Source organism: Aequorivita vitellina, assembly GCF_022008365.1.
GTDB classification, from domain to species: Bacteria; Bacteroidota; Bacteroidia; order Flavobacteriales; family Flavobacteriaceae; genus Aequorivita; species Aequorivita vitellina.
Genome location: NZ_JAIRBA010000013.1, coordinates 1 through 26,443, shown reverse-complemented (window position 1 = coordinate 26,443; position 26,443 = coordinate 1). Strand labels below are relative to the sequence as shown.

Annotated in this window: 22 protein-coding genes; 5 read left to right on the top strand and 17 right to left on the bottom strand. The window is 38.7% G+C overall.

From position 1 onward, the window contains the following. Positions 1–46 precede the first annotated feature (46 nt). The 3 genes from K8089_RS08205 (at position 47) to K8089_RS08195 (ending at position 3,118) form a co-directional block, all read left to right on the top strand. Positions 47–1,168, top strand: coding sequence for a vWA domain-containing protein (locus tag K8089_RS08205; RefSeq protein WP_237602794.1), 1,122 nt, complete (start codon positions 47–49; stop codon positions 1,166–1,168). 85 nt (positions 1,169–1,253) lie between these two features. Then, entirely contained in the window at positions 1,254–1,610 is a 357-nt protein-coding gene (locus tag K8089_RS08200; protein ID WP_237602793.1) for a four helix bundle protein, read from the top strand. A 44-nt stretch (positions 1,611–1,654) separates the two neighbouring features. Further along, positions 1,655–3,118: a magnesium chelatase gene (locus tag K8089_RS08195; protein ID WP_237602792.1), complete on the top strand. Its 1,464-nt coding sequence runs from the start codon at positions 1,655–1,657 to the stop codon at positions 3,116–3,118. A 73-nt stretch (positions 3,119–3,191) separates the two neighbouring features. Here K8089_RS08195 and K8089_RS08190 read toward each other — a convergent pair whose 3' ends face one another. Continuing rightward, positions 3,192–3,569 (bottom strand): LysM peptidoglycan-binding domain-containing protein, encoded by a 378-nt coding sequence (locus K8089_RS08190; RefSeq protein ID WP_237602791.1) that lies wholly within the window; start codon positions 3,567–3,569, stop codon positions 3,192–3,194. A 211-nt stretch (positions 3,570–3,780) separates the two neighbouring features. Here K8089_RS08190 and K8089_RS08185 point away from each other — a divergent pair, with 211 nt between their 5' ends. Beyond that, on the top strand, positions 3,781–4,413 hold the full coding sequence (locus K8089_RS08185; protein ID WP_237602790.1) for a fasciclin domain-containing protein: 633 nt from the start codon (positions 3,781–3,783) through the stop codon (positions 4,411–4,413). A gap of 91 nt (positions 4,414–4,504) precedes the next feature. Here K8089_RS08185 and K8089_RS08180 read toward each other — a convergent pair whose 3' ends face one another. From K8089_RS08180 to K8089_RS08105, 16 genes are all read right to left on the bottom strand, one after another. Then, positions 4,505–7,789 carry an amidohydrolase family protein gene (locus K8089_RS08180; protein WP_237602789.1) on the bottom strand — a complete coding sequence of 1,095 codons (3,285 nt, stop codon included), beginning with the start codon at positions 7,787–7,789 and terminating at the stop codon, positions 4,505–4,507. A gap of 19 nt (positions 7,790–7,808) precedes the next feature. Continuing rightward, positions 7,809–8,381: a YdeI/OmpD-associated family protein gene (locus K8089_RS08175; RefSeq protein ID WP_237602788.1), complete on the bottom strand. Its 573-nt coding sequence runs from the start codon at positions 8,379–8,381 to the stop codon at positions 7,809–7,811. Continuing rightward, positions 8,381–10,015, bottom strand: coding sequence for a M1 family metallopeptidase (locus tag K8089_RS08170; RefSeq protein WP_237602787.1), 1,635 nt, complete (start codon positions 10,013–10,015; stop codon positions 8,381–8,383). The genes K8089_RS08175 and K8089_RS08170 overlap by 1 nt, the downstream gene beginning before the upstream one ends. An 83-nt stretch (positions 10,016–10,098) precedes the next feature. Continuing rightward, positions 10,099–10,455: a four helix bundle protein gene (locus tag K8089_RS08165; RefSeq protein WP_237602786.1), complete on the bottom strand. Its 357-nt coding sequence runs from the start codon at positions 10,453–10,455 to the stop codon at positions 10,099–10,101. A 62-nt stretch (positions 10,456–10,517) separates the two neighbouring features. Continuing rightward, positions 10,518–11,849, bottom strand: coding sequence for a M28 family metallopeptidase (locus tag K8089_RS08160; RefSeq protein ID WP_237602785.1), 1,332 nt, complete (start codon positions 11,847–11,849; stop codon positions 10,518–10,520). Between the two features lie 219 nt (positions 11,850–12,068). Beyond that, on the bottom strand, positions 12,069–12,932 hold the full coding sequence (locus tag K8089_RS08155; RefSeq protein WP_237602784.1) for a TolB-like translocation protein: 864 nt from the start codon (positions 12,930–12,932) through the stop codon (positions 12,069–12,071). 170 nt (positions 12,933–13,102) lie between these two features. Beyond that, entirely contained in the window at positions 13,103–15,592 is a 2,490-nt protein-coding gene (locus tag K8089_RS08150) for a TonB-dependent receptor plug domain-containing protein (protein ID WP_237602783.1), read from the bottom strand. Between the two features lie 151 nt (positions 15,593–15,743). After that, complete coding sequence (locus K8089_RS08145) at positions 15,744–17,546, bottom strand: acyl-CoA dehydrogenase family protein (RefSeq protein ID WP_237602782.1); 1,803 nt, start codon at positions 17,544–17,546, stop codon at positions 15,744–15,746. A 105-nt stretch (positions 17,547–17,651) separates the two neighbouring features. Continuing rightward, positions 17,652–18,842: an acetyl-CoA C-acyltransferase gene (locus K8089_RS08140; RefSeq protein WP_237602781.1), complete on the bottom strand. Its 1,191-nt coding sequence runs from the start codon at positions 18,840–18,842 to the stop codon at positions 17,652–17,654. A gap of 38 nt (positions 18,843–18,880) precedes the next feature. Beyond that, entirely contained in the window at positions 18,881–19,240 is a 360-nt protein-coding gene (locus tag K8089_RS08135; protein WP_237602780.1) for a four helix bundle protein, read from the bottom strand. A gap of 133 nt (positions 19,241–19,373) precedes the next feature. Next, positions 19,374–21,782, bottom strand: coding sequence for a 3-hydroxyacyl-CoA dehydrogenase/enoyl-CoA hydratase family protein (locus tag K8089_RS08130; RefSeq protein ID WP_237602779.1), 2,409 nt, complete (start codon positions 21,780–21,782; stop codon positions 19,374–19,376). 54 nt (positions 21,783–21,836) lie between these two features. Continuing rightward, positions 21,837–22,289, bottom strand: a complete 453-nt coding sequence (locus tag K8089_RS08125; protein WP_237602778.1) for a MarR family winged helix-turn-helix transcriptional regulator — start codon at positions 22,287–22,289, stop codon at positions 21,837–21,839. A 158-nt stretch (positions 22,290–22,447) separates the two neighbouring features. After that, entirely contained in the window at positions 22,448–22,981 is a 534-nt protein-coding gene (locus tag K8089_RS08120; RefSeq protein WP_237602777.1) for a DUF488 domain-containing protein, read from the bottom strand. 77 nt (positions 22,982–23,058) lie between these two features. Next, complete coding sequence (locus tag K8089_RS08115) at positions 23,059–23,385, bottom strand: DMT family transporter (RefSeq protein ID WP_237602776.1); 327 nt, start codon at positions 23,383–23,385, stop codon at positions 23,059–23,061. 171 nt (positions 23,386–23,556) lie between these two features. Next, positions 23,557–23,667: a nucleotidyltransferase domain-containing protein gene (locus K8089_RS08110; RefSeq protein WP_237602775.1), complete on the bottom strand. Its 111-nt coding sequence runs from the start codon at positions 23,665–23,667 to the stop codon at positions 23,557–23,559. A gap of 95 nt (positions 23,668–23,762) precedes the next feature. Next, positions 23,763–25,544 (bottom strand): AMP-dependent synthetase/ligase, encoded by a 1,782-nt coding sequence (locus K8089_RS08105; RefSeq protein WP_237602774.1) that lies wholly within the window; start codon positions 25,542–25,544, stop codon positions 23,763–23,765. 394 nt (positions 25,545–25,938) lie between these two features. Between K8089_RS08105 and K8089_RS08100 the strand changes: the two genes are divergently transcribed. After that, positions 25,939–26,443 (top strand): hypothetical protein (locus K8089_RS08100; RefSeq protein ID WP_237602773.1); only part of this gene is annotated, 505 nt, incomplete at its 3' end.

Genomic DNA, 26,443 nt, shown 5'->3' with positions numbered 1-26,443 from the left:
ACGTTTGCCCTTTTTTTATGAGCCGTGAAAGTTTTATTTTTAGAATATGAATAAGAAAATTACAAAGAGCGGGTTTGTCTTCACCAAGCACACACCAAAAGACCAATCGCCGTTTGAAAAACTGTTCGATGTTTTTCAGGAATTGATTACCCATACTTCCGGAGACTTTGATGAAGCGATGGATTGGTTAAAACAGTTGGATGAAGAGTATAAGCTCACTACCGAGGACTATACTTTAGACGATTTCGTGGAAGATTTAAAAAAGAAAGGCTATCTGCGCGAAGAAATAAAGATAGATGGTAAAAGCGGCTTGGCAATTACCGAAAAAACTGAAAGAGCCCTTCGGAAGCGCGCTTTGGAACAAATCTTTGGAAAACTGCGAAAGAGCGGTGCCGGCAACCACCGAACCAAACAAACGGGAAGGGGAGATGAGCAGGCTGGTGAGTTTCGCGATTATCGTTTTGGCGATTCGTTGGAACAGATTTCGATGACCGAAAGTTTTAAAAATGCACAAATTAATCACGGACTGGGCGACTTTACCCTTTCAGAAAACGATTTGGTGGTTGAAGAAACCATGTATAAAACCCAGATGAGTACCGTGTTAATGATAGATATTAGCCACAGTATGATTCTTTACGGCGAAGACCGAATTACGCCCGCAAAAAAGGTGGCGATGGCGCTTTCCGAATTTATAACCACGCGATATCCAAAAGATACTTTAGATATTTTAGTCTTCGGAAATGATGCTTGGCCAATTAAAATTAAGGATTTGCCATATTTAAATGTAGGGCCGTATCATACAAATACAGTCGCCGGACTTCAACTTGCAATGGATTTATTGCGAAGAAAACGAAACACCAACAAACAAATATTTATGATTACCGATGGAAAGCCGAGCTGCGTGCGACTGCCGGACGGACGTTATTATAAAAACAGCAATGGTTTGGACAGTTATATTGTGAATAAATGCTATGCAATGGCGTCGCAAGCGCGGAAATTGCACATTCCAATAACAACATTTATGATTGCTGAAGACCCGTATTTAATGCAGTTTGTTGAAGAATTTACGGCGGCCAATAAAGGCAAAGCATTTTACACAGGATTAAAAGGTTTGGGCGAAATGATTTTTAGTGATTATGAAACGAATAGAACGAAACGTTTGCGTTGAAAATTATAAAGGGAAGTATAAAGAAGAGGAAGCGCGATTTAGACGAAAAACAGCGTAAAATTTTTAGTTTTAGAATCCATATATTATGAAACTTAAGCACAACTATAAAAATTTAAAAATATGGAAAAAAGCTTTATATATAGCTTTTGACACATCAGATATCTTAGAAGCTTTTTCTCAGAAAGAACAGTGTAACTTGACTTCTCAAATGAGTCGATGTTCAATCTCAATTCCAAGTAATATCGCGGAGGGATCCTCTCGAACCGATAAATCATTTAATCATTTTCTAGATATTTCATCGGGATCATCCTATAAATTAAGTACTCAATTATTAATCGCACATCATAAAAAATATAGTAATGATGAAGAATTAGAAAAGTTGGAAAATAATATAACAGAATGGCAAATGATGACCTCTGGTTTTCAAAACCCCTTGGGTTAATAGTCTTTTAGCTTTCTTCTTTTCTCTTATATCTAATAACAATTATGAAAATAGAAACAATTAAAACCTTCGGACAACTCAAAAAATCGGGTTACGAATCAATATCAATTAAAGAAGAATTGCGCCGCAATCTGCTTCAAAAAATAATGAAGAAAGAATCGCCTTTTGTGGGTATTCACGGGTATGAACTTACTGTAATTCCCGAATTGGAACGCGCTATTCTTTCAAAACACAACATCAATCTTTTGGGGCTTCGCGGACAAGCTAAAACGCGATTGGCACGACAAATGGTTGGGCTTTTAGACGAGTATATCCCAATGGTGGAAGGCAGCGAAATTAACGATGATCCGTTTAACCCTATTTCGCGGTATGCCAAAAACGTACTTATTGAAAAAGGTGACAATACGCCCATAAGTTGGTTACACCGCGACGACCGCTTTTCAGAAAAACTAGCGACGCCAGACGTTACGGTTGCCGATATTGTTGGCGATGTTGACCCAATAAAAGCTGCAAATTTAAAACTCACGTATGCCGATGATCGCGTGATTCACTTTGGGATGATTCCACGCAGTAACCGTTGCATCTTTGTTATAAACGAATTGCCCGATTTACAACCGCGAATTCAAGTGGCACTTTTTAATATTTTGCAGGAAGGCGATATACAGATTCGTGGTTTTGCCGTGCGTTTGCCCTTGGATATTCAATTCGTTTTTACAGCAAACCCCGAAGATTACACAAACCGTGGCAGCATTGTTACACCGCTGAAAGATAGAATTGGCTCGCAAATTTTAACCCACTACCCAGAAGATATTGAAACCGCGCGCACAATTACTGAACAAGAAACGGCCGAAGCTATTAAAGCAAAAGCAAACGTTTATGTTCCCAATTTGGCAAAAGATATTTTAGAGCAAATAAGTTTTGAGGCCCGGGAAAATGATTTTATAGATGCTAAAAGTGGCGTTAGCGCTCGATTGAGTATTACAGCTTTTGAAAATTTATTAAGTACTGCCGAAAGACGTGCATTGCACACCGGAGATGAAAAAACCAGTGTACGTTTGGGCGATTTTATTGGTATAATTCCGTCAATTACTGGGAAAATAGAATTGGTTTACGAAGGGGAGCAGGAAGGCGTTTCGCAAGTAGCACAACAGTTAATTGTGGATGCCGTAAACACTACGTTTAAAGAGAAGTTTCCAAAAATTGAAAAACTTACAAAGGAAGGTGATTCGGACCCGTACGCCGAAATTGTGGCTTGGTTTTTTGAAGAAAACGATTTTGAATTACTCGATTCATTTTCAGATGACGAATATAAAAATGAATTGGACCGTATTATTCCATTACAACAATTAATAGAAAAATACCAACCAGAAACTGTAAAAGAAGACAGTTATTTTCTAAAAGAATTAATTCTTTGGGCCTTGGCCGAAAATAAAAAATTAAGTCGTTACAGTTTAGGAAATGGTCTGCATTTTAGAGATTTATACGGAAGCTATATTAGTGGACTTTAATCTAAAATTATAGCATAAAAAAACCGCCAGTTTTAGATAAACTTGGCGGTTTTTTGACGCTTTAAACTAATAATTAAATATTTGGGATAACCAACTCATCACCAGGATGGATAAGGTCTGCAGATTTTAATTTTCCTTTGTTGGCTTCAAAAATTGCGTTGTATTTATTGGCATTACCGTAATATTGTTTTGCAATTTTACTTAATGATTCGCCACTTTTTACAGTGTGATGTGCAAAAACAGAGGAATCGGCAACTTTAATGTCTGCCATAATATCGGTTGGATTTTCGCCACCAACACGTTTTATTTCATCCCAAAGCAGATTTTTCTCGTACTGATTTTTTGCGGTGCCCCAAACTTTTAGTTGTCCGTTTTCTTCTTTTACATCCCCGTCTTTAATGTTGAGTTTTTCACCTAAATCTAAAACGCTCTGATATTTTGATTTAATCATTTTTAATTATGTTTTATGGGTTAATATATAAAGATATGCATTTTAAATTCACGATTTTTCAGGATTAATAAAAATTTAATAATTGATTCAAATCACTGAGAGTACCTTATAAAATTTATTAAATATTTAACTAAACTGGGGGATTAATTAGCAAAAAGTGAATGGTACTTATAATATCTTTGACCGAAACTATAAACCAACAAAAATTATTATGAAACTAAAAACAATTGTAATGTCTCTAGCGGTAGTAGCAATGCTTTTTGCAAGCTGCGAGGACACGAAAAAGAAAGAAGCTGAAGCTGAAGCTCAAGCAGAACAATTGCGCATGGAGCGCGAGAAAGATTCTTTAATTAAAATTGAAGAAATGAATACCGCGAGATTGGCAGAAATGGAAGCCAATTCAATTGCGGCAAAAGCAATGAGTAATGCAGATTTGTCCACTTTAGTGAGTGCACTTCAAGCTGCAGATTTGACTCAAACTTTTAAATCTGAAGGGCAGTACACTGTATTTGCGCCAACCAATGAAGCTTTTAATAAGGTACCGGGAGCGATAATGGGGAATTTAATGAAACCAGAAAACAAAGAGCAACTTCAAGATGTTCTTAAGTATCACGTATTACAAGGCAAACTACCTGCTGCCGATGTATTGGCAAAAGTAAAAGAGGCCAATAATAAGCTAGATGTTACCACTTTAAACGGTGATGTTTTAACGTTATCTGAAAAAAACGGAAAACTGATGATTAAGGATGCAAAAGGAAAAACTGCTACTGTTTCTAGTGCAGATATGGATGCTTCTAATGGTACAATTCACGTAATTGACAAGGTGCTCATGCCCAATATGTAATTAAAAAATTTGAAGAATTAAAAAGCTCCATTTCTGGAGCTTTTTTTATGCGCAAGATTTAAAATACACATTATTATTAATATATTTTAAATTAATGACAGCTACAGCCACCATCCATAAATCCGTGAGTCTCTTGATGCCAAGGGAAGGCTTGGTTGTAATTGTCCATTTCCCAGAAAAATGGCAAACGCTCCTTTGGGTGATTGCCTATTTCATTCATTGTTTCAGCATCGTATAATCTGCCGTTAATCATTACCATATTTATGGATTCGGTGTTTTCAATGTTTTCCAATGGGTTTTTGTCCATCACAATTAAATCGGCTAGTTTTCCTGTTTTTAAAGAACCAATACTTTCGCCAGCGCCGATATATTTAGCCGAATTGATAGTGGCTGCCTTCAAGGCTTCAAGATTGCTCATGCCGCCTTGTTGTATCATCCAAGTTTCCCAATGTGCGCCCAAACCTTGTAATTGTCCGTGTGCGCCCATATTCACTTTTACGCCGGCATCGCTCAAACTTTTCACGGTTTCTGAAACTAAAATATGACCGTTTTTGTATTCTTCCTGGGGTGTTTTCATTCTGTGGCGCGAGCGGCTGTCAATAATACTACGCGGACTAAAAGTTAGTAGTTTTTTATTTTCCCAAACATTGTCGCGTTCGTAATAGTAGAACTCGCCGTTCATTCCGCCGTAATTTACAATTAGCGTAGGGGTGTAACCCGTGCCACTTTTACTCCAAATTTCTAAAATATCTTTGTAAACTGGCGCAACGGGTATGTTGTGTTCAATGCCCGTATGGCCGTCGATAACCTGTGTTATGTTATGGTAAAAAGTAGAGCCGCCTTCGGGTACTACGTTAATTCCCAACTCGCGAGCGGCCTGCAATACTTGCTGACGCTGATCGCGACGCGGTTGGTTGTAGCTTTTTACACTTTTGGCACCAAAGGCTTTTGTACGGCGAATACTGCTTCTAGCGTCTTCCAAGTTATTGATTACAGCTTTAAAATCGCCATCGGCACCGTAGAGAATAAAACCTGTTGAAAACAATCGCGGGCCAACCAATTGTCCGCTTTTTTGAAGTTCGGAAAGTGTGAACACTGTTTCGGTATTTGCCGAAGGATCGTGCGATGTAGTTACACCGAAGGCCAAATTAGCCATAAACGGCCAGTATTGTTGTGATGGCAAACCATATCTAAAGGCGCCAACGTGGGCGTGCGCATCAACCATTCCGGGCATAATTGTTTTGCCTTGTGCTGAATAAATTTTAGTACCTGACGGAACAGAAACTTCAGCAGCATTGCCAATGGCTTCAATTATGTTACCGTTAATTACAATAGTTCCGTTTTCAATTACTTTATCGCCTTCCATTGTAATTATTCGGGCATTGGTGAAGGCAATTCTTCCGCTGGGTTTATCAACCTTGGTTTGCAGGCCAATTTTAGTTCCTTCCAAAGTAATTTCAGGTACTTTTTCGGGGGAACCAGTTAAGAAAGTGAACCTGTTTTTCAATTCATTGCTGAAATATTCATCGCCTAAAGTCCACATTATTTTATCGCTTTTGGGCGACCAGTGAATATTTATACCAGCGTCTTTTGCAAGTTGTGAAACTGGAACCGCTTTGGTTTTATCGTCTAAATCTATGGTGTGTCCGTTTAATACCAAAGGCGCTACAAACAATTTATGAAGGTTTGTAAAAGCGATCCATTCGTTGTTTGGACTCGGAATTAATCTGTTGGCATATTTTGAAGTAAGGTGTGTTTTTTCGTCCTTTCCATTTAAGTTAACGCTGATAAGTTTCTTTTCAATTTCACCAAAATAGGTGCCGCCAGTTTGTAGAAAAATTCGTTCTCCATCTTTGCTGAATGTTGGGTATTCGCCTTTATCAACAACGAAATTGACATTTGCTCCGTTGGCATTCATGGTGTAAATCCCCGGGTTTTTGGTGTACGTAAAACCTTGGTCGGTGTTGCCTTTTTCTTTTCTAAAAACTATTTGCGTTCCGTTTTGCGAATAGGAGGGCGTTCGGTAAATTCCTTTTTCTGAAGTTAATTTAACAGGAGTTCCGCCATTTGCCGAAATTTTATTGATTGCGCCTTTTTCCGAATCGTTCCAAGTAACGTAAATTATTTCGGAACCATTGGGCGAAAAAGCTGGTTCGAATTCAAAATCTATGCTGTTTGTAAGTCGTTGCGGTTCGCCGTTGGGCAGTGTTTTTTTATACAAATGCCCCAAAGCGCTAAAAACAATAAACTTGCCATCTGGCGAAGTAATTGTGTGACGAATCATTTTTGGTGTGAAAGTTTCGGTTTCAATTTTATTGTTGAAATGAACCGTTTCTGCCAAATCAATTTTCACGTCTGCTGTGAAGGGAATGTCAGTAACAGTTAATGTATTTACATCAATTTTATTGATTTTTCCGCCGCTCCAAAAGATGATTTCCTTATTATTTGGCATCCAATTAAAGTTGGGATACACGCCAAAAAGCGCCCAAGCTTCCTGTTGGTCTTTATTCAATTTATCATAGATTGGGTATTCTTCGCCAGTTTCTAGGTCGTGAATAAAAAGAACACTTTTAGTGCGCACTCTTTTTACAAAGGCTAGTTTTTTACCGTCGCGCGAAATTGTTGGTCGTGCAGCACCACCGGGACCGCCGGTTATTGTTTCGGTTTCTCCAGTTTCAAACTCGTATCTTTTTATTACATAAATCTGGCTGTTGGGGTCTTTGTTGTATTTAAAATATCCGCCCGGATACATATCTTCACTGTAGTAAAGATATTTGCCGTCGGGGGAAACAAAAGGTTCATTTACATCCTGCTGATCGTTTTTGCGTTTTGTGAGTTGTAAGCCAGAACCACCAGTTTTGTGGTATTGCCACATTTCGCCAGCACCTAAACTTCTACTTGAAGAAAAATGCTTTCGGGCGATTAAATAATTGCCATCGGCACTCCAAACGGCATTGTTTAAAAGTCTAAAATCTTCTTTTGTAACTTGCTTTGCATTGCTGCCATCGGCATTCATCACCCAAATATTGTCACCGCCACCGGCATCGCTAGTAAAGGAAATTTTGGTGCCATCGGGGCTAAACCGGGGTTGTATTTCAAAAGGAATTCCCGTTCTAATTGGTTTGGCTTTTCCGCCAGTAATTGGCATCGTATAAATATCGCCCACCATATCAAAAACAATGGTTTGCCCATCGGGGCTAATATCCAGATTCATCCATGTGCCTTCGTTTGTAGTGAAGGTGTGGGTTTTATAGTTAAAGTCTTTTCCGGGATTTGCAACGTCCCATTTCAATTCTTCTTTCGTTTTGTCTGCTTTTTTTTGTGCATAAAATGCTGTTGAAAAAATAATACAGACTAAAAGTGAAAAAATTTTCATGTTTAAATTTATTTGACGGTTAATTTCTTGATTTTATATTTTTTGCACAGAGATTAATAATTTCTGAAATTCTTTTGTTGCGAGTTACTTCTCGTTTGGCTTGATTTAGCCAATAAAGATAGCTTTTTTTATAGCTTTTACTGAAATTTTCAAAGTTCACAAAGGCTAATTTATTCTTGTTGAATTCCTTCTGAAGATCTGCTGGAATAATTAAATTTTCCACGTCGTCTAAGGCCGTCCAACTACCATTTTTCTTAGCTTCGGCAATTACTTTTTTTCCGTTTTTATGAAGTAAGCCTTCTTTTTCAAGTTCTTTTAAATGCGATTTGTTGACTGCACTCCAAACACTTTTTGCGTTTCTTGGGCAAAAATACTGTTGTCGCTTTCCGTTTCCGAGGCTTTTGGAGGTGCTGTCTATCCAGCCATAGCACAGGGCAACTCTTACAGCTTCTTCCCAACGCATAGTGGGAATATTTGTTTCCAGTTTATAAAAAATTAAATAGACCCCCTGTGGAAAATCCTCATGGTTTTCATGCAGCCACTGGCGCCACAGTGAATCTTCTTCAAAATAAAGGACAGGTTTTTCGGGCATTACTTTAACTTTTCAGAATTTACATAAAAATCCTTTTTTATTTTCATTGAATGAATGGTTTCGGGAAATAGCTTTATTTTCCATTCTGATGTTGGGGTAATCCAGACTTCTTCGCCATTAACTACAGCAATTATAGGCATTGCGAAGTTTTCTACAATATCAACATATCGAAATCGCAGTTTATTGCCCTCAAATGAATACGCAACCTTTGGAATCATTATGGTTCTTAAATATTGATTCCAAAAGACCGAAAGATCAATTCCACTTTTTTCACTGATATAATTTTCAATCTGTTTGGTAGTAACGTTTTGATGGTAGAATTCTTTGTTTAAACCTCTTAAAATCTGGCGCCATTTTTCATCATCTGCAATCAATTGTCTTACGGTGTGCAGTATATTTGCGCCTTTGTAATACATATCGCTACTGCCGGTTTTGTTTACATTGTAATTGCGACCAAGGATTGGGGTGTCGTTAACCACATTATTGCGAACCCCAATTACATATTCTGAAGAAGCCTTTTTTCCGAAGTGATAATCGAGGTAAATATTTTCTGAATAGCTGGTGAAACCTTCGTGAATCCACATATCGGCCACGTCTTTATTGGTGATGTTATTCGCAAACCACTCGTGACCGCTTTCGTGAATAATTATAAAATCGAATTTCATTCCCCAACCAGAACCTGATACATCGCTGCCCAAATAACCGTTTTCAAAATTGTTTCCATACGTTACGCTGCTTTGGTGTTCCATTCCCAAGTAAGGTGTTTCCACTAGTTTGTAACCGTCTTCGTAAAAAGGGTAGGGGCCAAACCAATGTTCAAAAGCTTCCATCATCATTGGGGCTTGTTTAAATTGTTTTTTGGCTTTGGTTTCATTTTCGCGAAGCACGTAATAATCCATATCTAGCAATCCTTTTTCACCTTTGTACTTTTCGCCAAAGTGTATATAATCGCCAATATTGATGTTTACGCCATAGCTATTTATGGGGTTAACAACTTCCCAAATCCAAGTTGTTGAATCTTTATTTTCTATCGTTTCCTTTAACCTTCCGTTGCTTACATCCATTAAATTTTTTGGCGTTGTAACCGCGATTGTAACTCCGTTATCGGCTTCTTCGGAAGGGTGATCTTTTAATGGCCACCAAACGCTGGCGCCTATTCCTTGATTGGAGGTGGCAATAAAATGTTTGCCGTTGCTGTCTTTGCTCCAAGTGAAACCGCCATCCCACGGTGGGCGCACGGCTTCTCTCGGCTTCCCGGAAAAATAGATTGTAATTTCGTTTTCCGCTCCCGGTTCTTGTTTTTGCTGCAATTTTAAGAAGTGCGCATTTCCTTCTGAAGTAAATAAAATTTCTTCGTTATTCTGAAGAATTTTGTCAATCTGCATCGGACTTTGAAGGTCTATTTGCATAATATTATTCACCTCTAAAACCTTATATAAAATAGTATTGCTGCCCGAAATGGTTTTTGCGGAAGGATTCACCGTTACGTTTAAATTGTAGTGCAAAACATCCCACCAAGCACGCTCGGGGGTTATGCTGCCGCGAAGGGTATCGGCGCGGGTTAATTCCTGTTGGGAATAAACTGAATTTATGGTTAGAATAAACCATGAAATAAATAATAATTTTTTCAACATAATAATTTTATTAAATCACAAATCGCAAATCACAAATCACAAATCACAAATCACAAATCACAAATCACAAATTCGATATTTCTTTATCTCGATTTTCTTTTTTCTACAATTGCGGAAAAAATCTTTTTTAGTTCATCCGCTTCATTTATTAATTCAACCAACTTAGAAGTATGCTCGATATTGAAATCATTTTTCAACAATTTTAACCAAAGAAGCGATTCTTTTGCTTCCTTTCGGCATATTTTTATTCTGAAATCAAAGTCTTTATCACTTATATGTTCATTGGACTCAATGTAATTAGCCGCAACTGACCCTGAAGATGTAACTAATTGTTTTCCATCTTCAATGTTTACAATACTTTTTATAAACGCATAAACTAAATTTCGAACTGATTTTGCAAACAAATAGGTTCTACTTTCCAAATCATAAGGTTTTTCCATAATTGAAATTTTTTCAATCCCTCCTTGTAGGCTTGTGATTTGAGATTTATTTTTTTGAAATTTTACTTGAACACCGAATTCGGGAAATCAACAACGCTTTCAAAACCATCTTTTCCCACGGCTGCAAGTCCGAAAAAATAATTGTCAATTACAATTCCTTCTAAGGTGAATTCTGAAACATCGCCTACATATCGGCTATTATCCCAAGTTGGGCTGGTGGTGTCGCGCCAATAGATTTTATAACCGATTGCGCCATCTACCTTGTCCCATTTCAATTTTGCTGAAGGTTCCACAACTCCGCCAATAGCTAGATTTTTTGGAGCGGATGGCGCCCAAGCAAGGCTCGCCAAGTTAATTGCGTTTACGGCGGTAAGTTTGGCGGCGTAATCAAAGTTTACAAATTTAAGTTTATCGCCGTATTCAATTCCGTTTTCGGTGCGAATATCTTGGTGCTGCTGATTGTAATTTTCGTGCGCCTCCATAATTCGGATTCCTGCCCAGCCCAAATCGTTAAACGGACGGTGGTGCCCACCCCGGCCAAAACGGTCTAAACGATAAATTAGCATCGGGTTCATTTCTGGCATATATGTTTTGGTGGTTTTATAAACATAACGCGCAAGTTGGCGTGAAATACCATCTACTTCGCCGCCGTAAAAGCGTCGCATTTGGCGTTCGCGCTCCGTTTCGGTTGGAGGAACGGGCTCGCTAAAAATTCTGAAATCGCGATTGCTAATTACACCGTTCACGCCTTTAATGTTCCCAATCATATCGTTATTAAAAACGCCAATTATTTCCCAGCCTTTGTTTTTTGCGTATTCGGCAAAGCCTTTTCCACCAAATAATCCTTGTTCTTCGCCACTTAAACCGAGATAAATAATGCTACTTTCGAAATTATATTTTGAAAGTACGCGCGCCGCTTCAATTGCGCCTGCCATGCCGCTGGCATTGTCGTTAGCGCCGGGAGCGTCTTTCGTAAAATCGCTGCCATCGCTGTTTCGCGAATCTATATCGCCGCTCATAATTATGTAGCGGTTGGGATATTTTGTTCCTTTTTGAATTGCTGCAACGTTTACAATCCACGTATCGGTCGGAATGCGGTCGTTGCCTTCGGCTTTCACCAAGTCTTTTTGATAAAATACATTTAAACAGTTATTGCAATCTTTGGAAATGGTTTCAAATTCACTTTTAATCCATCTGCGGGCAGCGCCGATTCCTCTGGTATTACTAACCGTATCGCTAAATGTATTTCTTGTTCCGAAGTTGGCTAAAGTAGTTATGTCTGCTTTTATCCTTTCTGAAGAAACCGAATTAATGATATCATAGATTTTTTGATTGGTTTGGGAAAATGTGGTTAAAGAGAGCGATATAAAAAAGAGGGAAACGTAAATTTTCATAGGGAAGAAATTTTGGCTAAAAATAGCAAAAAGATCGGCAATGAACCGTATGAATTATAAAAGAGGCTGACTAAAAAGTGAAAATCAATCGGTTTGTTAATTTGAGTGCAGGTGCGAACACAAAGTTTCAAACTTATTATGAGGTCTCGCCTGCGCTCGCCTTAACATCCAAAACTACTTTTAGACAGCTCGTTTTTTTAAAAATTGCTAAACTATCGACTACTCTTCTCCCACAACGGCAAGTCTTTTTCCGTTGGGGCTTATGGCGAGCCTTGTTATATTTTTAATACCATATTCTTCCACGGAAGCTACTTGGTTCCATTGAGAATCGCCCAAAGTATCGTACATATAAAGTTTATTGCCACTACCGATTAGGATTTGTGTGTCGTTCAGCCAAACATAATCCTGAATTCCGATAGGTAATTGGGTTACAAAATAGTTTTCTGAATTATTCATATCCATCAAATACAAATCGAGGTTGTCCTGTTCATTCACCAGCGAATAGCTCATTAAATTTGTTTTCGGAACTTTTTGCAGCGATCTTCCCGCATTTTGGAATAAGGTGTCGGCGGTTTTTGTTTGCAGATTGATTAAAACCAAATCTAATTCATCGCCGTTTAAAACTGTGGCGAGTATTTTTTGATCGTTATAAAAAGCGAAATATGCAACTTGTAAATCTTCAATTATTTCGGAAGAAGTGCCTGTTTTGGCGTTATAACGGTATAAACGTTGCAGGCCATCTGTGTCGAGTCTAACGGCTGCAAAATCGTCATTCGTTGGAAATTTTTGTGGAGAATATTCGCCACCTTCGGTTTTATTATTGACCCATTTTTGAAGTTTTGAGGTTAAGTTGTATTCTGAAATATCTGTCTGCCCATTATTATTGCCGGCAAAAACAAGGGTTTCATTTGTAATAAACGACGGTTGATTGTCGTAACCTTCGTTGTTTGAAATGTTTCGCGCATGGCGTAATTCTAGACCTTCGTAAGCAGGAGCAATGTCAAAAACATAAACTTCGGTGTTGGTTTGTGTGAAAGCGAATTGGGTTGCGAAGGTAAAAAGTAATAAAAGGAGCTTTTTCATTATAATTCAGGTTTTCTTTAAAAATAGCAAACTCTGCGCCATAAAATAATAAAACTGGAATACGCGAATATATATGCAAAAAAGTCGTGTTTTTACTTGGTAGCTATTGGTTTTATTATGATTTTCAGCAAAAAGGTCAGATTGCGTTTGAAGCAATACTTGATTTCATATCACTGAACATCGAGAAAAGAAGTAGTATAAAATGGAATTCCGGCTTCGGTAATTCCTTCAATTTTTATTTGAAATTTGCCTTGTACATCGCCTGAATAAAAAACAAGCTCGGTTTTTTTATAACCATTACTAACTATACTCGGTTTCCAATAAAGCGTAGTACGTCTGTCTGGGCGGGGATTGTTTCTATCTACCAAGGAATAATCGGGGGCGTAAAACTCGCGAGCGGCATAAAACCCTTCCAACTTAAAGTTGATTGAACCTGGCTTTTTCTCGATGGATCTTAGCTTACTGTCTGAACCTTGTTTGGTATAAATAGCAATAACGCCTTGTGCTTTTAGCCCATAAGCTGCGGATGCGTGGCCGGTATTCATAATGTCGATAAAATCTATTTCTGCTTGGTGGACTGTTCTAGCGGTAACTAAATCTACTTCAACATTATCTAAATAAAAAGCAGGTTTCATACCTCTGAGATTCACTTCAAAATCTTGCGAAGTTTCATTACCTTTTCCTTGCTTTCGACCGATGCGTACGCCTGGTACATTAGCTATAAGTTCCATAAAATCGCCACTGCCGTGCGCTCCCAGTTCATCTACTACTATGCGATGCGAAGGTGAAAATGGACGAGTTCTTTTTTCGCGTTTAATTTCTTTGATTTCTTCCTCTGTCTTTTTGCCTTTTCCGGCTACTACTACTTCATCTAATAATTCGCGTTCTTGATCAAATTGAAAATCGCGAAATACATTACTCCTGGTTTTTTTGCGATAGGTTTCTAGGTTGGCAATTTCCAGTTTTTGATTGAATGGGTTAAAAATTCTATCCGGAATTACAGTGGGTCGCTGGGCTGGCGGATCTAGCTTTATATTAGTGTCTTTGTAGTTTGGTTTTTCGGTAGAAAGGTTTTCTCCAGCTTGAAAAAATACATCAATGGTGTCAGTGTACACAAAGGGGCCGTAGGAAAAGCGCCCGTTGTTATCGGTACTTTCGGCTTCTTGATAAAATCCATTTTTTCTAAAAGTGAGTTTTGTTTCGCTAACTTTATTTTGAAAGGGAGATTTCGCGTTTAACGTGTAGCCGCTTATATAAATTCCGTCTTCGGGTTGAAATTTTTGGGGCGAACTATTCTCCAATAATTCTTGCCAAGTAAACCGCCGCCAACCGTGGGTGAGCATTATTAAATCTAATTGGTGATTTTTTTTAATAGTATCGCCAGGTGTGAAAAAGTAGTTTGGAGATTTAATTTTACCTCTAAGATCTGAATTCAGCAATAAATAGGTTTTAATGTTTTCGGCATTGTCATCGGGTTTTATCAATACAGCATCTGTAACCGAAATAGAAAGCGTGTTGGGAACCAATCTTCCCATTTTATCCCTAACTGCGATTTCCAAATTTACGCGATCGCGAAGGCCAGTGGTTAAGCCATTTGTCTTTTTAACGGAAAGCGAAAGTTTTTCTTCTTTCTTAATAAACACCAATCGTTCTGCTACGGGTTTTTCAGAATTGTTGAAAAGTACAATATCTAAAACACCTTCAACCAAATCTGCAGTTGGTATTTTTACGAGTAGGGTGCTTGTATCATTATACTGCGTGTAATCAAAAGCGGCCAAGCCTCTTTGTTGGCCTATTATTAGGGTGTTTTTTAATCCTTCTTTTTTGTTTGTGGCAACGTTTATTATTACTTCGTCATCGGTAATTGAAGTGTTCATTACATAACCTTCGGAAAGTGGGATAGGGAGGGGGTATAAAATATTTTCATCGCCATTGCTGATTACGGCGCGGTATTCTTTGCCGGGCTCAGGCTTTAAAAAGAAAGATCCCAAGCCAAATTCGTGGGTTTTAAAGTCTGTTATTTTATTGCCGTCAGTATCTTCAATAATTCCTGCAACGGGGCTGGCAGTTAATTCGGCATCTTTGATTTTTACGGCTACTCTACTATTGATTCCATTTACTAAATAACCACCTTCGGGATAAAAACCGATGTCTGGCAATTCAGTGTTTTTTGCTAATTTGGAAGCTTCATCGTCTTCTTTTTTTAACGAATCTGAATTAAGTGCAAAAACGGGAATCTCTTTCTTAAAGAAATACTCTCGTGATTGGTTGCGCATATAATTGGTAAAAGCCCGCAAAAGATAGACACCTTCGGGCAAATTGACAGGTAATTTAAAATCACCATCGACGCTTAGGGATTCTGCAAATATTTTTCGGTCGCTGATTACTTCATTTTGTTCATTAATGAGCTCCACATAAATCACTTTACTTTTTGTGCTCTTTTTATGCGTTACGCCATTAACGAGATAGGCATTAAACCAAATACTTTCGCCAGCAGTGTAATAAGGCCGGTCTGTTTGAATATATATTTTTTCGGGATAGTTTTTGGTGGTGTAATCTTTAAGTCTGTTGAGAATTAACAATTTCAAGCCAGAGACGTTACCGAACGAAAATGCAAGACACATAAAGGCAATTGTTGCTATCGCTAAAATTTTCTTCATGTCTTCGAGGAGTAAATGACATTAAAGGTAAGAATTATTCTATAAAAAAAGACCTAACGGATTTTCCTTCTACGCTGAAATAGCTTCGGCGGACAAGTGGAAACCTGTTAGGCCTGGTAATTATAGATTCTGTTAAAAAACTTGCAGAATATTAAAACGGATACTTGTTTTCAGCAATTACTTTGGTTGCAATTGTTTTACGCAACTCGGCAATATTCGGCATATTTTGATATTTGGTGAAACGTTTAAGGCCCATCAACATGGCGCGCTGCTCATCGCCTTCTGCAAATGAAAGAATTGCTTCTTTTGCCTTAACAGTAATAATATCTACCGCGTGATATAGGTATAGTTTAGACATTGCAATTTGTTCTTTTTGCGTGTCTTCGCCAAAGCGTTTTGCATTCTTTTCGGTACGTAAAATTGCACTTTCCGCCATATAGATTTCAATTAAAATATCTGCAGCGGCAAGTAGGGTTTGCTGATGTTCTTCCAGCTCGGTACCGTATTTTTGCACGGCGCTACCAGCAACCATTAAAAATACTTTTTTCAATTTGGCGATCATCGCTTTTTCTTCTGAAAGTAATTCGGAGAAATCTGGGGTGTCGAAAGAAGGAATGCCCATCAATTCTGAAGCTACTTCCTGTGCAGGATTTAAAAGATCTACGTGACCTTTCATTGCTTTTTTTACTAGCATTCCTACCGAAAGCATTCTATTTATCTCGTTGGTTCCCTCATAAATACGGGTAATTCGGGCATCTCGCCAAGCAGACTCCATCGGCGCATCTGCACTGTAACCCATTCCACCGTAAATTTGGATACCTTCATCTGTACAATGTTGGATATCTTCGGAAACCGCTACTTTTAAAATAGAACATTCAATGGCGTATTCTTCAACACCTTTTAGCTCTGCTTCTTGATGGCTATTTCCGGCTTTAATACGAAGTGCAATTCTATCTTCAACATTTTTAGCGGCTCTATATGAAGCACTTTCGTCTACATATGCATTGGTTGCCATTTCGGCCAATTTAAGCTTTATGGCTCCAAAAGAAGCGATTGGCACGTCAAATTGAATGCGTTCATTAGCGTATTCTACAGCTTTTGAAATAGTTCGACGTTGGCCGTCAAGCCCCGCAGCTGCAAGCTTAATTCGACCTACATTTAGGGCATTCATCGCTATTTTAAAACCTTCGCCTCTTTCGCCCAACATATTTTCTACAGGAACTTTTGTTTCGCTAAAGAAAACCTGACGGGTAGAGGAGGAGTGAATACCTAATTTCTTTTCTTCCTCGCCAAAAGTAATTCCGTTTGAAGAATCGTTTTCTACGATAAAACCGGTAATATTTTTGTCGTCTTCAATACGCGCAAAAACGATAAAAGTATTACAGAAACCTGCATTGGAAATCCACATTTTTTGTCCGCTGATTGCGTAGGATTTTCCATCGTCTGAAAGTACTGCTTTTGTTTTTCCGCTGTTGGCATCACTACCTGCTCCCGGCTCAGTTAAGGCATAGGCTCCAAACCATTCGCCAGTTGCTAGTTTTGGGACATACTTTTTCTTTTGTTCTTCGGTGCCGTATAGGGTAATTGGTAAAGTTCCAATTCCGGTATGTGCACCAAATGCGGTAGCAACAGAGCCACTGGCGCCTGAAATGTAATCGCAAACCAACATAGTGGTTACAAAGCTCATTCCAAGTCCGCCGTATGCTTCAGGAACGGAGACTCCGAGAAGGCCCATTTCACCAGCTTTTTGCATTATTTCTTTTGTAAGCGCATAATCGTGTTGCTCAAAACGTGGCTTTAAAGGCCAGATTTCGCGATCTACAAATTCCTTTACAGAATCGCGCATCATTTTTTGTTCTTCCGTAAAGTCTTCAGGTGTGAAAACGTCTTCGGCTTTTGTTTCTTTTACGAGGAATTGTCCTCCGCGTAGTAGTTCGTTATTTTTGGTTTCCATTTAAATATAGATGTTAGATTGTAGATGTGAGACATGAGATATCTCAACCATCTTTTAATATTTATTTAATTATTTGTCTAATGTCTCAAATCTCTCGTCTCAAATCTATTTAAGAAATTCATAAACCCCAGCAGCTCCTTGTCCGGTTCCAACGCACATGGTTACCATTCCGTATTTTCCTTGTAGGTTGCGTTTGCGCATTTCGTCAAATAGTTGCACCGAAAGCTTGGTGCCAGTACAACCTAGCGGGTGACCCATTGCGATTGCGCCTCCATTTACGTTTACTTTTTCTTTGTCTAATCCTAAACCGCGAATTACAGCTAATGATTGTGAAGCAAAAGCCTCATTTAATTCAATAAGTTCCATTTGGTCTTGTTTTAAACCGGCTTGTTTTAATGCTTTTGGAATTGCATAAAGTGGGCCTATCCCCATTATGCTTGGTTCAACACCAACGGCGGAATAACTCACCATTCTTGCAATTGGCTCTAGGTTTAATTCCTTTACCATTTCTTCGCTCATAATTACTGCGAAAGCGGCGCCATCACTCATTTGTGAAGAGTTTCCGGCGGTAACACTTCCACCAGCGGCGAAAACAGGGCGAAGTTTTGAAAGTGCTTCAATATTGGTTCCCTTTCTTGGGCCTTCGTCTTTGGTTACTGTATATTTTTCGGTTACCTTTTTTCCTGCATCGTTTACATAAGTTCGTTCCACATCAATAGGTACAATTTGATCCTGAAAACGATTTTCGTCTTGAGCTTTCAACGCACGCATCTGACTTGTATAAGCGAATTCATCTTGGTCTTCGCGCGAAACGTTGTACTTTTTGGCAACGGCTTCGGCGGTTAGGCCCATGTTCCAATAATAATCTTCGTGACCTTCTTTCGCCAAGTTATAATCTGGAACTGGCTTATAACCTCCCATTGGGATATAGCTCATACTTTCGGCACCACCGGCAATAATGCAATCTGCCATTCCGTTTTGGATTTTTGCAGCGGCGATGGAAATAGTCTCCAAGCCAGAAGCACAATAGCGGTTAACGGTCATCCCTGGAATTTCAACAATATCTAGGCCCATCAACGAAATTAATCGACCCATATTTAGGCCTTGTTCCGCCTCGGGCATTGCGTTACCTACGATAACATCGTCAATTCGTTTTTTGTCGAGTTGCGGCAATTCGTTCATAATATATTTAATTGTTTCCGCTGCAAGCTCATCTGATCTTTTAAAGCGAAAAACGCCTCTGGGGGCTTTGCCTACTGCTGTTCGGTAGGCTTTTACTATATATGCTGTTTTCATAATAGATATTAGATTTTAGACTTGAGATTTTAGACTTTTTAAATTTTCTTTGAAAATTTCAGTATCAAAGAATAATTCATTTTCTGTATCTCAATTAATTCATTTAAAATTGGTTTTACTGTGTTTTCTGGAACTAATTCAAGCCTATGGGAAAGAATTAGTTGGGTAAACAATTCATTTGAAGAACCATTTGCAATACCTAAGAAGTTTTTAAATTCTCCATTTGTATTTCTTCCCGCACCCTCAGCAATATTTGATGGTATAGAAACTGCGCTCCTTCTTATTTGGCTAGTTAATCCATATTTTTCTTCTTTTGGAAATTCAGCCGAAAGTCGATAGGTTTGTTCGGTTACATCCATCGATTTTTGCCAAATTTTTAATTCTTGTAAGTTGTGCATAATAATAGATCTTAGAAGTTAGACATGAGATTTTAGATTTTTTGATAAAAAACAATAATTTAGATTTAAAATTCAATATTATAATGATTTCAATTTTTCTCACATCTCACATCTCACATCTCACATCTCACATCTAATTTCTAAGCGGTTTGCCTTTCTGAATCATATGCTGTAATCTTTCTAAGGTTTTTCGTTCTCCGGTTAAACTTAGGAAAGCTTCTCTTTCAAGATCTAGTAAGTATTGCTCGCTTACGTAGCTCGCTTCACTTAAATCGCCACCTGCCATAACGTAGGCAAGTTTGTTGGCTATTTTCTTGTCGTGTTCGCTAATATAGTTTCCGGCAAGCATTTGATCGGTTCCAACTAGGAACATTCCCAACGCTTGTTTTCCGAGTACTTTTATATCTGTTCTTGGAATTGGTTTCGTATAACCTTGATCTGCCATAAAACGCGCAACTTCTTTGGCTGCGGCAATCTGCCTATTTTGGTTTACGATTACAATATCTTTTCCTTTTTGAAGAATGCCGGTATCGTAAGCTTCATAAGCCGAAGTGGATACTTTTGCCATTGCGATGGTTAAGAAAAATTCTTGAAGGGTGTTGAGTTCAACATCATCTTTTCTGAATAAATCGCTCGCGCGCATTGCCATTTCTTTGGAACCACCACCGCCGGGAATTACTCCAACGCCGAATTCTACCAAACCAATATAACTTTCGGCCGCTGCAACTACTCTGTCTGCGTGAAGGGTAAATTCGCAACCCCCGCCCAAAGTCATTCCGTGTGGCGCAACCACAACAGGAATTGAAGAGTAGCGAAGACGCATACTGGTATCTTGGAAGTATTTTACGGCAGCGTTCAGCTCGTCGTATTCCTGCTCCACCGCCATCATAAATATCATTCCGATGTTGGCGCCTACGGAGAAATTTTTCCCGTTGTTGGCAATTACCAAACCGTCGTAATCTTTTTCGGCCAAGTCGATGGCTTTGTTGATTCCGGCTAAAACATCGCCTCCAACGGCGTTCATTTTACTGATGAATTCTACATTTAAAATTCCATCGCCAAGATCTTCAACTACAACTCCGTTATTTCTAAAAACCTCTGAAGTTTTACGAATGTTATCGAGGATTATAAATGAATCTTGTCCGGGAACTTTTAGATGTTTTTTCTGCGGAATGTCGTAATAATAGGTGTTTCCGTCTTTTACAGTGTAAAAATAATCTACGCCAGCTTCAAGCATTTCGTTTACCCATGCGGCTGGTTCTTTTCCTAAATCTTTAATTAGTTCAATTCCTTTTTTAACGCCAACGGCATCCCAAATTTCGAAGGGCCCATTATCCCAACCAAAACCTGCTTTCATTGCATCGTCAATCTTGTAAAGCTCGTCGGTTATTTCAGGAATTCGCTTTGAAACATAAGCGAACATGGCGCCGAAGTTTTTTCGGTAAAATTCGCCTGCTTTATCGTCGCCAGCAACCAGAATTGGGAAACGGTCGGTTACTTTATCAACCGATTTGGTTTTTTCCAAAGTGCCGAAATTTGCTTTCTTACTTTTTCTATAGTCTAAAGAATCGAGGTCGAGCGTTAGGATTTCGCTGCTGCCGTCGTCATTTTTTACTTTTTTGTAGAAACCTTGTCCGCTTTTGCTTCCCAGCCATTTTTTTTCCATCATTGTATCGATGAAACCCGGAATTTGGAAGATGCTGTGTTCTTCGTCTTCGGGAGCATTTTCGTATATGCCTTTGGCAACGTGCACCAAGGTATCTAGGCCAACAACATCAACAGTGCGGAAGGTAGCAGATTTTGGTCGGCCAATCACGGGACCAGTTAGTTTATCTACTTCTTCAACCGTAAGCCCCATTTCTTTTACTTGGTGAAAAAGGCTTTGAATGCCGAAGATTCCAATTCTGTTTCCTATAAATGCAGGCGTGTCTTTTGCGATTACGGAGGTTTTTCCGAGGAACTTTTCGCCGTAGCCATTTAAGAAATCTAATACTTCGGGTGAAGTTTTTGGTCCGGGAATAATTTCAAAGAGTTTTAAGTAACGCGGTGGATTGAAAAAGTGGGTGCCGCAGAAATGTTTTTGGAAATCGTCACTTCGTCCTTCGCTCATAAATTTAATAGGAATACCCGAGGTATTTGAAGTAATAAGCGTGCCCGGTTTTCTGTGCTTGTCTAGATTTTCAAAAACTTGTTTTTTAATGTCTAAACGTTCAATTACAACTTCAATAATCCAATCGGCTGTATTCACTTTTGCAATATCGTCTTCCAGGTTTCCGGTGGTAATTCGCTTTGCAAAATCTTTGTGATAGAGTGGGGCGGGGTTGCTTTTTATGGCTTTTTGTAAATCTGTATTTACAATTCTGTTTCGCACCACTTTATCTTCAAGTGTAAGTCCTTTTTGCTTTTCGGCATCGGTAAGTTCGCGGGGAACGATGTCTAGCAGGAGCACTTCAACGCCTATATTGGCGAAATGGCAGGCTATACCGCTTCCCATTATTCCGGAACCGATTACCGCTACTTTGTTAATTCTTCTTTTTGACATGTTTTTTAAATTTATTTCTGCCCGTTTAAGGGGCGTGTTATGAATTCTGAATTTTTATTCGGAATCGTATATTTTTTTTGAATTGATTAACTCATTAATTGTATTCGTTACCTTTTTAAAGGTCTCAAGTTCTTCGGCGGAAACATTTTTTTGAACCGCTTGGTCGAAACCCAGTACTACTTCCTTTGAAAAGATACGCATTTCTTTTCCAAATTCTGTTAAATGAATTAACACCCCGCGACCGTCTTCAGGATTGGGTTTACGTTCTATCAATCCTTTTTGTTCCATAGCTTTCAAAGTACGTGAAAGACTTGTAGCTTCCATACCCATTTTGGGTCCAAGCGCGGTTGAAGGTGTTCCTAATTCGGGGTCTATACTTATAAGTGCAAAACCTGTGGCCATTGTACTTCCTTTTTTTCCGGCTTCTTCGTTGTACATTTTAGATACGTTCATCCAAGTAGAGCGAAGTATGTAATCTATTGTTTTCTCTTTGTGTTTTTCTTGCATTTAATATTTCTGAAAAAGTGGAGAACCAAAGATACAAAAATTTATTATGCACGCATAGTATATGTGAAAAATATTTGACTTAAGACTGTAGGACTTAAGGCGTAGGACTAATTATTAAATAAATAAGAAGTGAACTTAATCTGAGACGCCCACGAGTGTTACGACTTTTTTTCCTTTTCCTTTGAATAATCCAGCTTTCCGTTTATCACTTTTGCGGGGGCGGTGAAGGGGTGTTCGGTGGCTGTATTTTCGCTCATAATATGTAGCACTGTCCAGCCATCCACTTTTAAAATATCTGCGATTAAAGAACGGTGGCAGCTCCACCAAACGGCTTCGGCGCACATGATGGCGGTATGTTTATCGGCGGCAATTTCCTTTAATGATTTTAATGCTTGCTTAAACTGTTCGGTCTGCATATAATCTGCATACCCTTTAAAAGAGTCGAGTCGCCACGCATCGTTTTTTGAATTAGGCTCAGGTTTTCTGCGTCCGCCTAAATCTACGAGATGTGTATATTCAACGTTGTTTTCGGGAAGTGATATTTCTAAACTGTCTTTATTGTAGTGTGGAAATTTTCGCGACCCGGGATAATGGCGTACATCGACGAGGGCATTTATATTGAAGGCTTGCAGCAATTTTAAAAATTCGTCGAAGGTGCGCGTTGAATGTCCGATGGTCCAAATGGTCTTCATTTTAGAGCAATACGTTTTCCTTAAATATAAGAAATAGGGAAGGGGTGAAGAAGGATTAAAATTGGTTTAACGAAACTTTAATTGGTTACGAACTTTAGGCCTACAATGGAGAAAATAAGGGTTGAAAGAAAGAAAACGCGCCAAAAAGTTGCGGGTTCGTTAAAGTAGAAAATTCCGACTAAGACCGTTCCCACGGCGCCGATACCTGTCCAAACGGCATAGGCCGTACCGATGGGAAGCGTTTTTGAAGCTTTTATAAGAAAAGCCATACTTATGGCTAGACATATTAAAAAGCCAATGAACCAGAGTTTAGATTCCCAGCCCGTGGTTTCTTTTACTTTGCCTAAGCAAGCTGCAAAGCCGACTTCAAAGAGACCGCCGATTATTAGGAGAATCCAATTCATTATTTAATTATTAATTTCTAGAATTATAAGCAAAGGAAGAAGATTTAGAAATAAATTAAATCTTCTTCAATTACTTAAAATACTTGGCTTTTTCGCCATTTCTTGACACGAGATCAATATTTAGACCTAGTTGTTTTTCAATTTCATTGGAACGGTTAATAAAACGAATTCCTAGCTTTCAATGTAATCTAACAAAATATCGAGATCGTTATCTTTTGTTTGTTCATTTCGCGAAACAGCACCGAAAATAGCTACAGAATATATGGGATATTTCTTTACCAAAGCAGCTTTGCTTCTACCAAGTTCTTTTTTTTAATGGTTTCTAAAGTTTTCATATAACCCAACAAATGACAGTGTGAAAATCAATAGAAGCCTATTTATGAAGTATGATCATAAATCCTATTATACAAATCTATGTAATCTGCTTTAATTATTTTGCGTTTCATTTTCATTGTTGGGGTTAGTTGTCCGCCTTCAATGCTCCAAACATCGGGGGTTAGCTCGAATTTTTTTACGCGTTCCCAATGGCCGAACTTTTCGTTGTAGTGATCTACTTCTTCCTGTATGCGGGCAATTACCTCTTTGTTTTTCACCAATTCCTTTGGGTCTGTAGGCAGGTTGTGGTTTTTTAGTGCCCCCCATTCCTTTACAAACTCAAAATCGGGTTGGATAAGGGCGGCGGGCATTTTTTCGCCTTCACCAATAACCATTATCTGCTCGATGAAACGCGATTGTTTCATCACGTTTTCAATTACTTGTGGCGCAACGTATTTACCGCCACTAGTTTTGAACATTTCTTTTTTACGATCGGTGATCTTTAAAAAGCCGTCGCTATCAATTTCGCCTATATCACCGGTGTGAAAATAGCCACCTTCCATCACTTTTTCAGTTTCCTCATCATTTTTATAATAGCCAACCATTACTTGCGGGCCTTGGACCAAAATCTCGCCATCTTCGGCAATTTTAACTTCAGTTTGGCTTAACGGTCTGCCTACGGTTCCAATTTTAAAACCTTTGTTACGCATATCGTTTACCGATACCACGGGAGAGGTTTCTGTAAGGCCATAACCTTCCATTACCGGAATTTGTGCAGCGTTAAAAACTCGGGCCAAACGCGGTTGTAAGGGAGCGCTACCAGAGGCAATAGCTTTTAGGTTGCCGCCCAAAGCCTCGCGCCATTTGCTAAAAATAAGTTTGTTGGCCAATTTAAGTTGGCTTTCGTACCACCAGCCATTTTCGCCGTAAGGTTCGTATTTTAAACCTAAATCGATTGCCCAAAAGAAAAGTTTCTTTTTAATGCCAGTGAGCTCTGCTCCTTTGGCATATATTTTATCGTACACCTTTTCCAAAACGCGTGGCACGGCGGTCATTACTTCGGGTTTTACTTCTTTTAGGTTATCGCTAATAGTTTCAAGCGATTCGGCAAAATAGAGTTCCACACCACAATATTGATACATATAATGCAGCATTCGTTCGTACACGTGGCATACAGGCAAGAAACTCAAGGCCGACGATTTTCCGAGTTCAATAGGTAATCTTTCGGCACTAAATTTAGCGTTGCTACCAATATTTTTATGCGAAAGCATTACCCCTTTTGGTTTCCCAGTTGTTCCGGAGGTATAAATTAAGGTAGCCACATCGTCTTCGTTTATGGCTTCTTTTCTTTTATCTAATTCGTCTTGATTGGATTCGTCCTTTCCTTTTTCCAGAACCTCGCTCCAGTTTTTTGCACCTTTAATTTCATTGAAAGTGAAAACATCTTTTAACGAAGGTACATTGGCTTTAATAGACATTACTTTGTCATAAACCACTTGATCTGAAACAAAGCAATACATGGCTTCACTGTGGTTGAGCACATATTCGTATTCAGACTCTGAAATAGTAGGGTAGATGGGCACATCTTGCGCGCCGGTTTGCATTATACCTATGTCGCAGATGTTCCATTCGGTGCGATTGGTGGTGGATATAAGCGCCACTTTATCGTTAGGTTTCACGCCCATTTGTATTAGCGCCCTACTTATAGCATTGGCTTTATTTATATATTCTTGGGTAGAAGTAGGTATCCATTTGCCGTTGTGTTTGGTTACAAGGGCTTTTTCTTGAGGGTATTTTTCAAGTTGGTAGTATGGAAAGTCGAAGAGTCTTTTTGGTTCTGTCATAATGTATAAAGATTGTAAGTGCAAATTAACAAATTTAATCGATACTTCATATTTACTAATCTATATGATGCACATATTCCGATAAATACTTCTTAAAACACCATTTCTTTAATTATATATGTGTCAAAATGACCTTTTTAGGGTTAGAGGGCCGCGAATTATTTTTCTTAGCCTTAGCTGCATGGATTGGCGATTGGCGCCCGATGCAATCGCGCGTCAGTGGAGGAGAATTATAATGTATTTGATATATTTTCAATATATTTTATATACTATAGACATACTGTAAACATACTATAAAGTTACTATAACATTACTATATATATAATATATAATTACTATAAACTTGACTTTTAGTAGATTATGTGTTATATTTACTTTATTTAAACTTTATATTATGGCAAAGCAGGTAGGAATTATTAAGTTAAAAGGGACCATTGGAGATTTAAATTTTTACAACACCAAAAATGCTGGATCCTTAGCGCGGAAAGCGGGAGGTGGTTTTAGTAAAGACCAGAAGAAAAAGCCGGTGCGAACTATGGAAAACGCCTCGGAATTTGGAAGGTGTAGCAAGACGAAGAAAGCATTTAAAATGGCACTTGCGCCGTTTTTATGTGTGAGAAAAGACGGGGAGCTGCACGGGCGGATGGTGCAATTGTTTACCAGAATAAAGGACCAGGATAGAATAAACAGTCGCGGAAAGAGAAGCGTTGGCCCTGGCCTGGACACCCCAAGAGGCATACAGTTGTTGCAGGATTTTCAATTTACGCCCTCTTGTAATGTTATGGAGACCTTGGCAGCTTCAGAGGATTTTGATTTTACAAGCCGAAGGTTACACATTACCAATTTTGATATGAAAAATGTACAGTTTCCAGCTGGCGCGACACATTTGGCGCTTACTT

What these genes read in the sequence shown, in the direction of transcription:
- K8089_RS08165 (WP_237602786.1), bottom strand. Translation starts at nt 10,455, where the DNA reads ATGGAAAAACCTTATGATTTGGAAAGTAGAACCTATTTGTTTGCAAAA.
- K8089_RS08190 (WP_237602791.1), bottom strand. Translation starts at nt 3,569, where the DNA reads ATGATTAAATCAAAATATCAGAGCGTTTTAGATTTAGGTGAAAAACTC.
- K8089_RS08120 (WP_237602777.1), bottom strand. Translation starts at nt 22,981, where the DNA reads ATGAAGACCATTTGGACCATCGGACATTCAACGCGCACCTTCGACGAA.
- K8089_RS08115 (WP_237602776.1), bottom strand. Translation starts at nt 23,385, where the DNA reads ATGAATTGGATTCTCCTAATAATCGGCGGTCTCTTTGAAGTCGGCTTT.
- K8089_RS08195 (WP_237602792.1), top strand. Translation starts at nt 1,655, where the DNA reads ATGAAAATAGAAACAATTAAAACCTTCGGACAACTCAAAAAATCGGGT.
- K8089_RS08185 (WP_237602790.1), top strand. Translation starts at nt 3,781, where the DNA reads ATGAAACTAAAAACAATTGTAATGTCTCTAGCGGTAGTAGCAATGCTT.
- K8089_RS08150 (WP_237602783.1), bottom strand. Translation starts at nt 15,592, where the DNA reads ATGAAGAAAATTTTAGCGATAGCAACAATTGCCTTTATGTGTCTTGCA.
- K8089_RS08105 (WP_237602774.1), bottom strand. Translation starts at nt 25,544, where the DNA reads ATGACAGAACCAAAAAGACTCTTCGACTTTCCATACTACCAACTTGAA.
- K8089_RS08140 (WP_237602781.1), bottom strand. Translation starts at nt 18,842, where the DNA reads ATGAAAACAGCATATATAGTAAAAGCCTACCGAACAGCAGTAGGCAAA.
- K8089_RS08130 (WP_237602779.1), bottom strand. Translation starts at nt 21,782, where the DNA reads ATGTCAAAAAGAAGAATTAACAAAGTAGCGGTAATCGGTTCCGGAATA.
- K8089_RS08155 (WP_237602784.1), bottom strand. Translation starts at nt 12,932, where the DNA reads ATGAAAAAGCTCCTTTTATTACTTTTTACCTTCGCAACCCAATTCGCT.
- K8089_RS08205 (WP_237602794.1), top strand. Translation starts at nt 47, where the DNA reads ATGAATAAGAAAATTACAAAGAGCGGGTTTGTCTTCACCAAGCACACA.
- K8089_RS08180 (WP_237602789.1), bottom strand. Translation starts at nt 7,789, where the DNA reads ATGAAAATTTTTTCACTTTTAGTCTGTATTATTTTTTCAACAGCATTT.
- K8089_RS08200 (WP_237602793.1), top strand. Translation starts at nt 1,254, where the DNA reads ATGAAACTTAAGCACAACTATAAAAATTTAAAAATATGGAAAAAAGCT.
- K8089_RS08175 (WP_237602788.1), bottom strand. Translation starts at nt 8,381, where the DNA reads ATGCCCGAAAAACCTGTCCTTTATTTTGAAGAAGATTCACTGTGGCGC.
- K8089_RS08170 (WP_237602787.1), bottom strand. Translation starts at nt 10,015, where the DNA reads ATGTTGAAAAAATTATTATTTATTTCATGGTTTATTCTAACCATAAAT.
- K8089_RS08125 (WP_237602778.1), bottom strand. Translation starts at nt 22,289, where the DNA reads ATGCAAGAAAAACACAAAGAGAAAACAATAGATTACATACTTCGCTCT.
- K8089_RS08145 (WP_237602782.1), bottom strand. Translation starts at nt 17,546, where the DNA reads ATGGAAACCAAAAATAACGAACTACTACGCGGAGGACAATTCCTCGTA.
- K8089_RS08160 (WP_237602785.1), bottom strand. Translation starts at nt 11,849, where the DNA reads ATGAAAATTTACGTTTCCCTCTTTTTTATATCGCTCTCTTTAACCACA.
- K8089_RS08135 (WP_237602780.1), bottom strand. Translation starts at nt 19,240, where the DNA reads ATGCACAACTTACAAGAATTAAAAATTTGGCAAAAATCGATGGATGTA.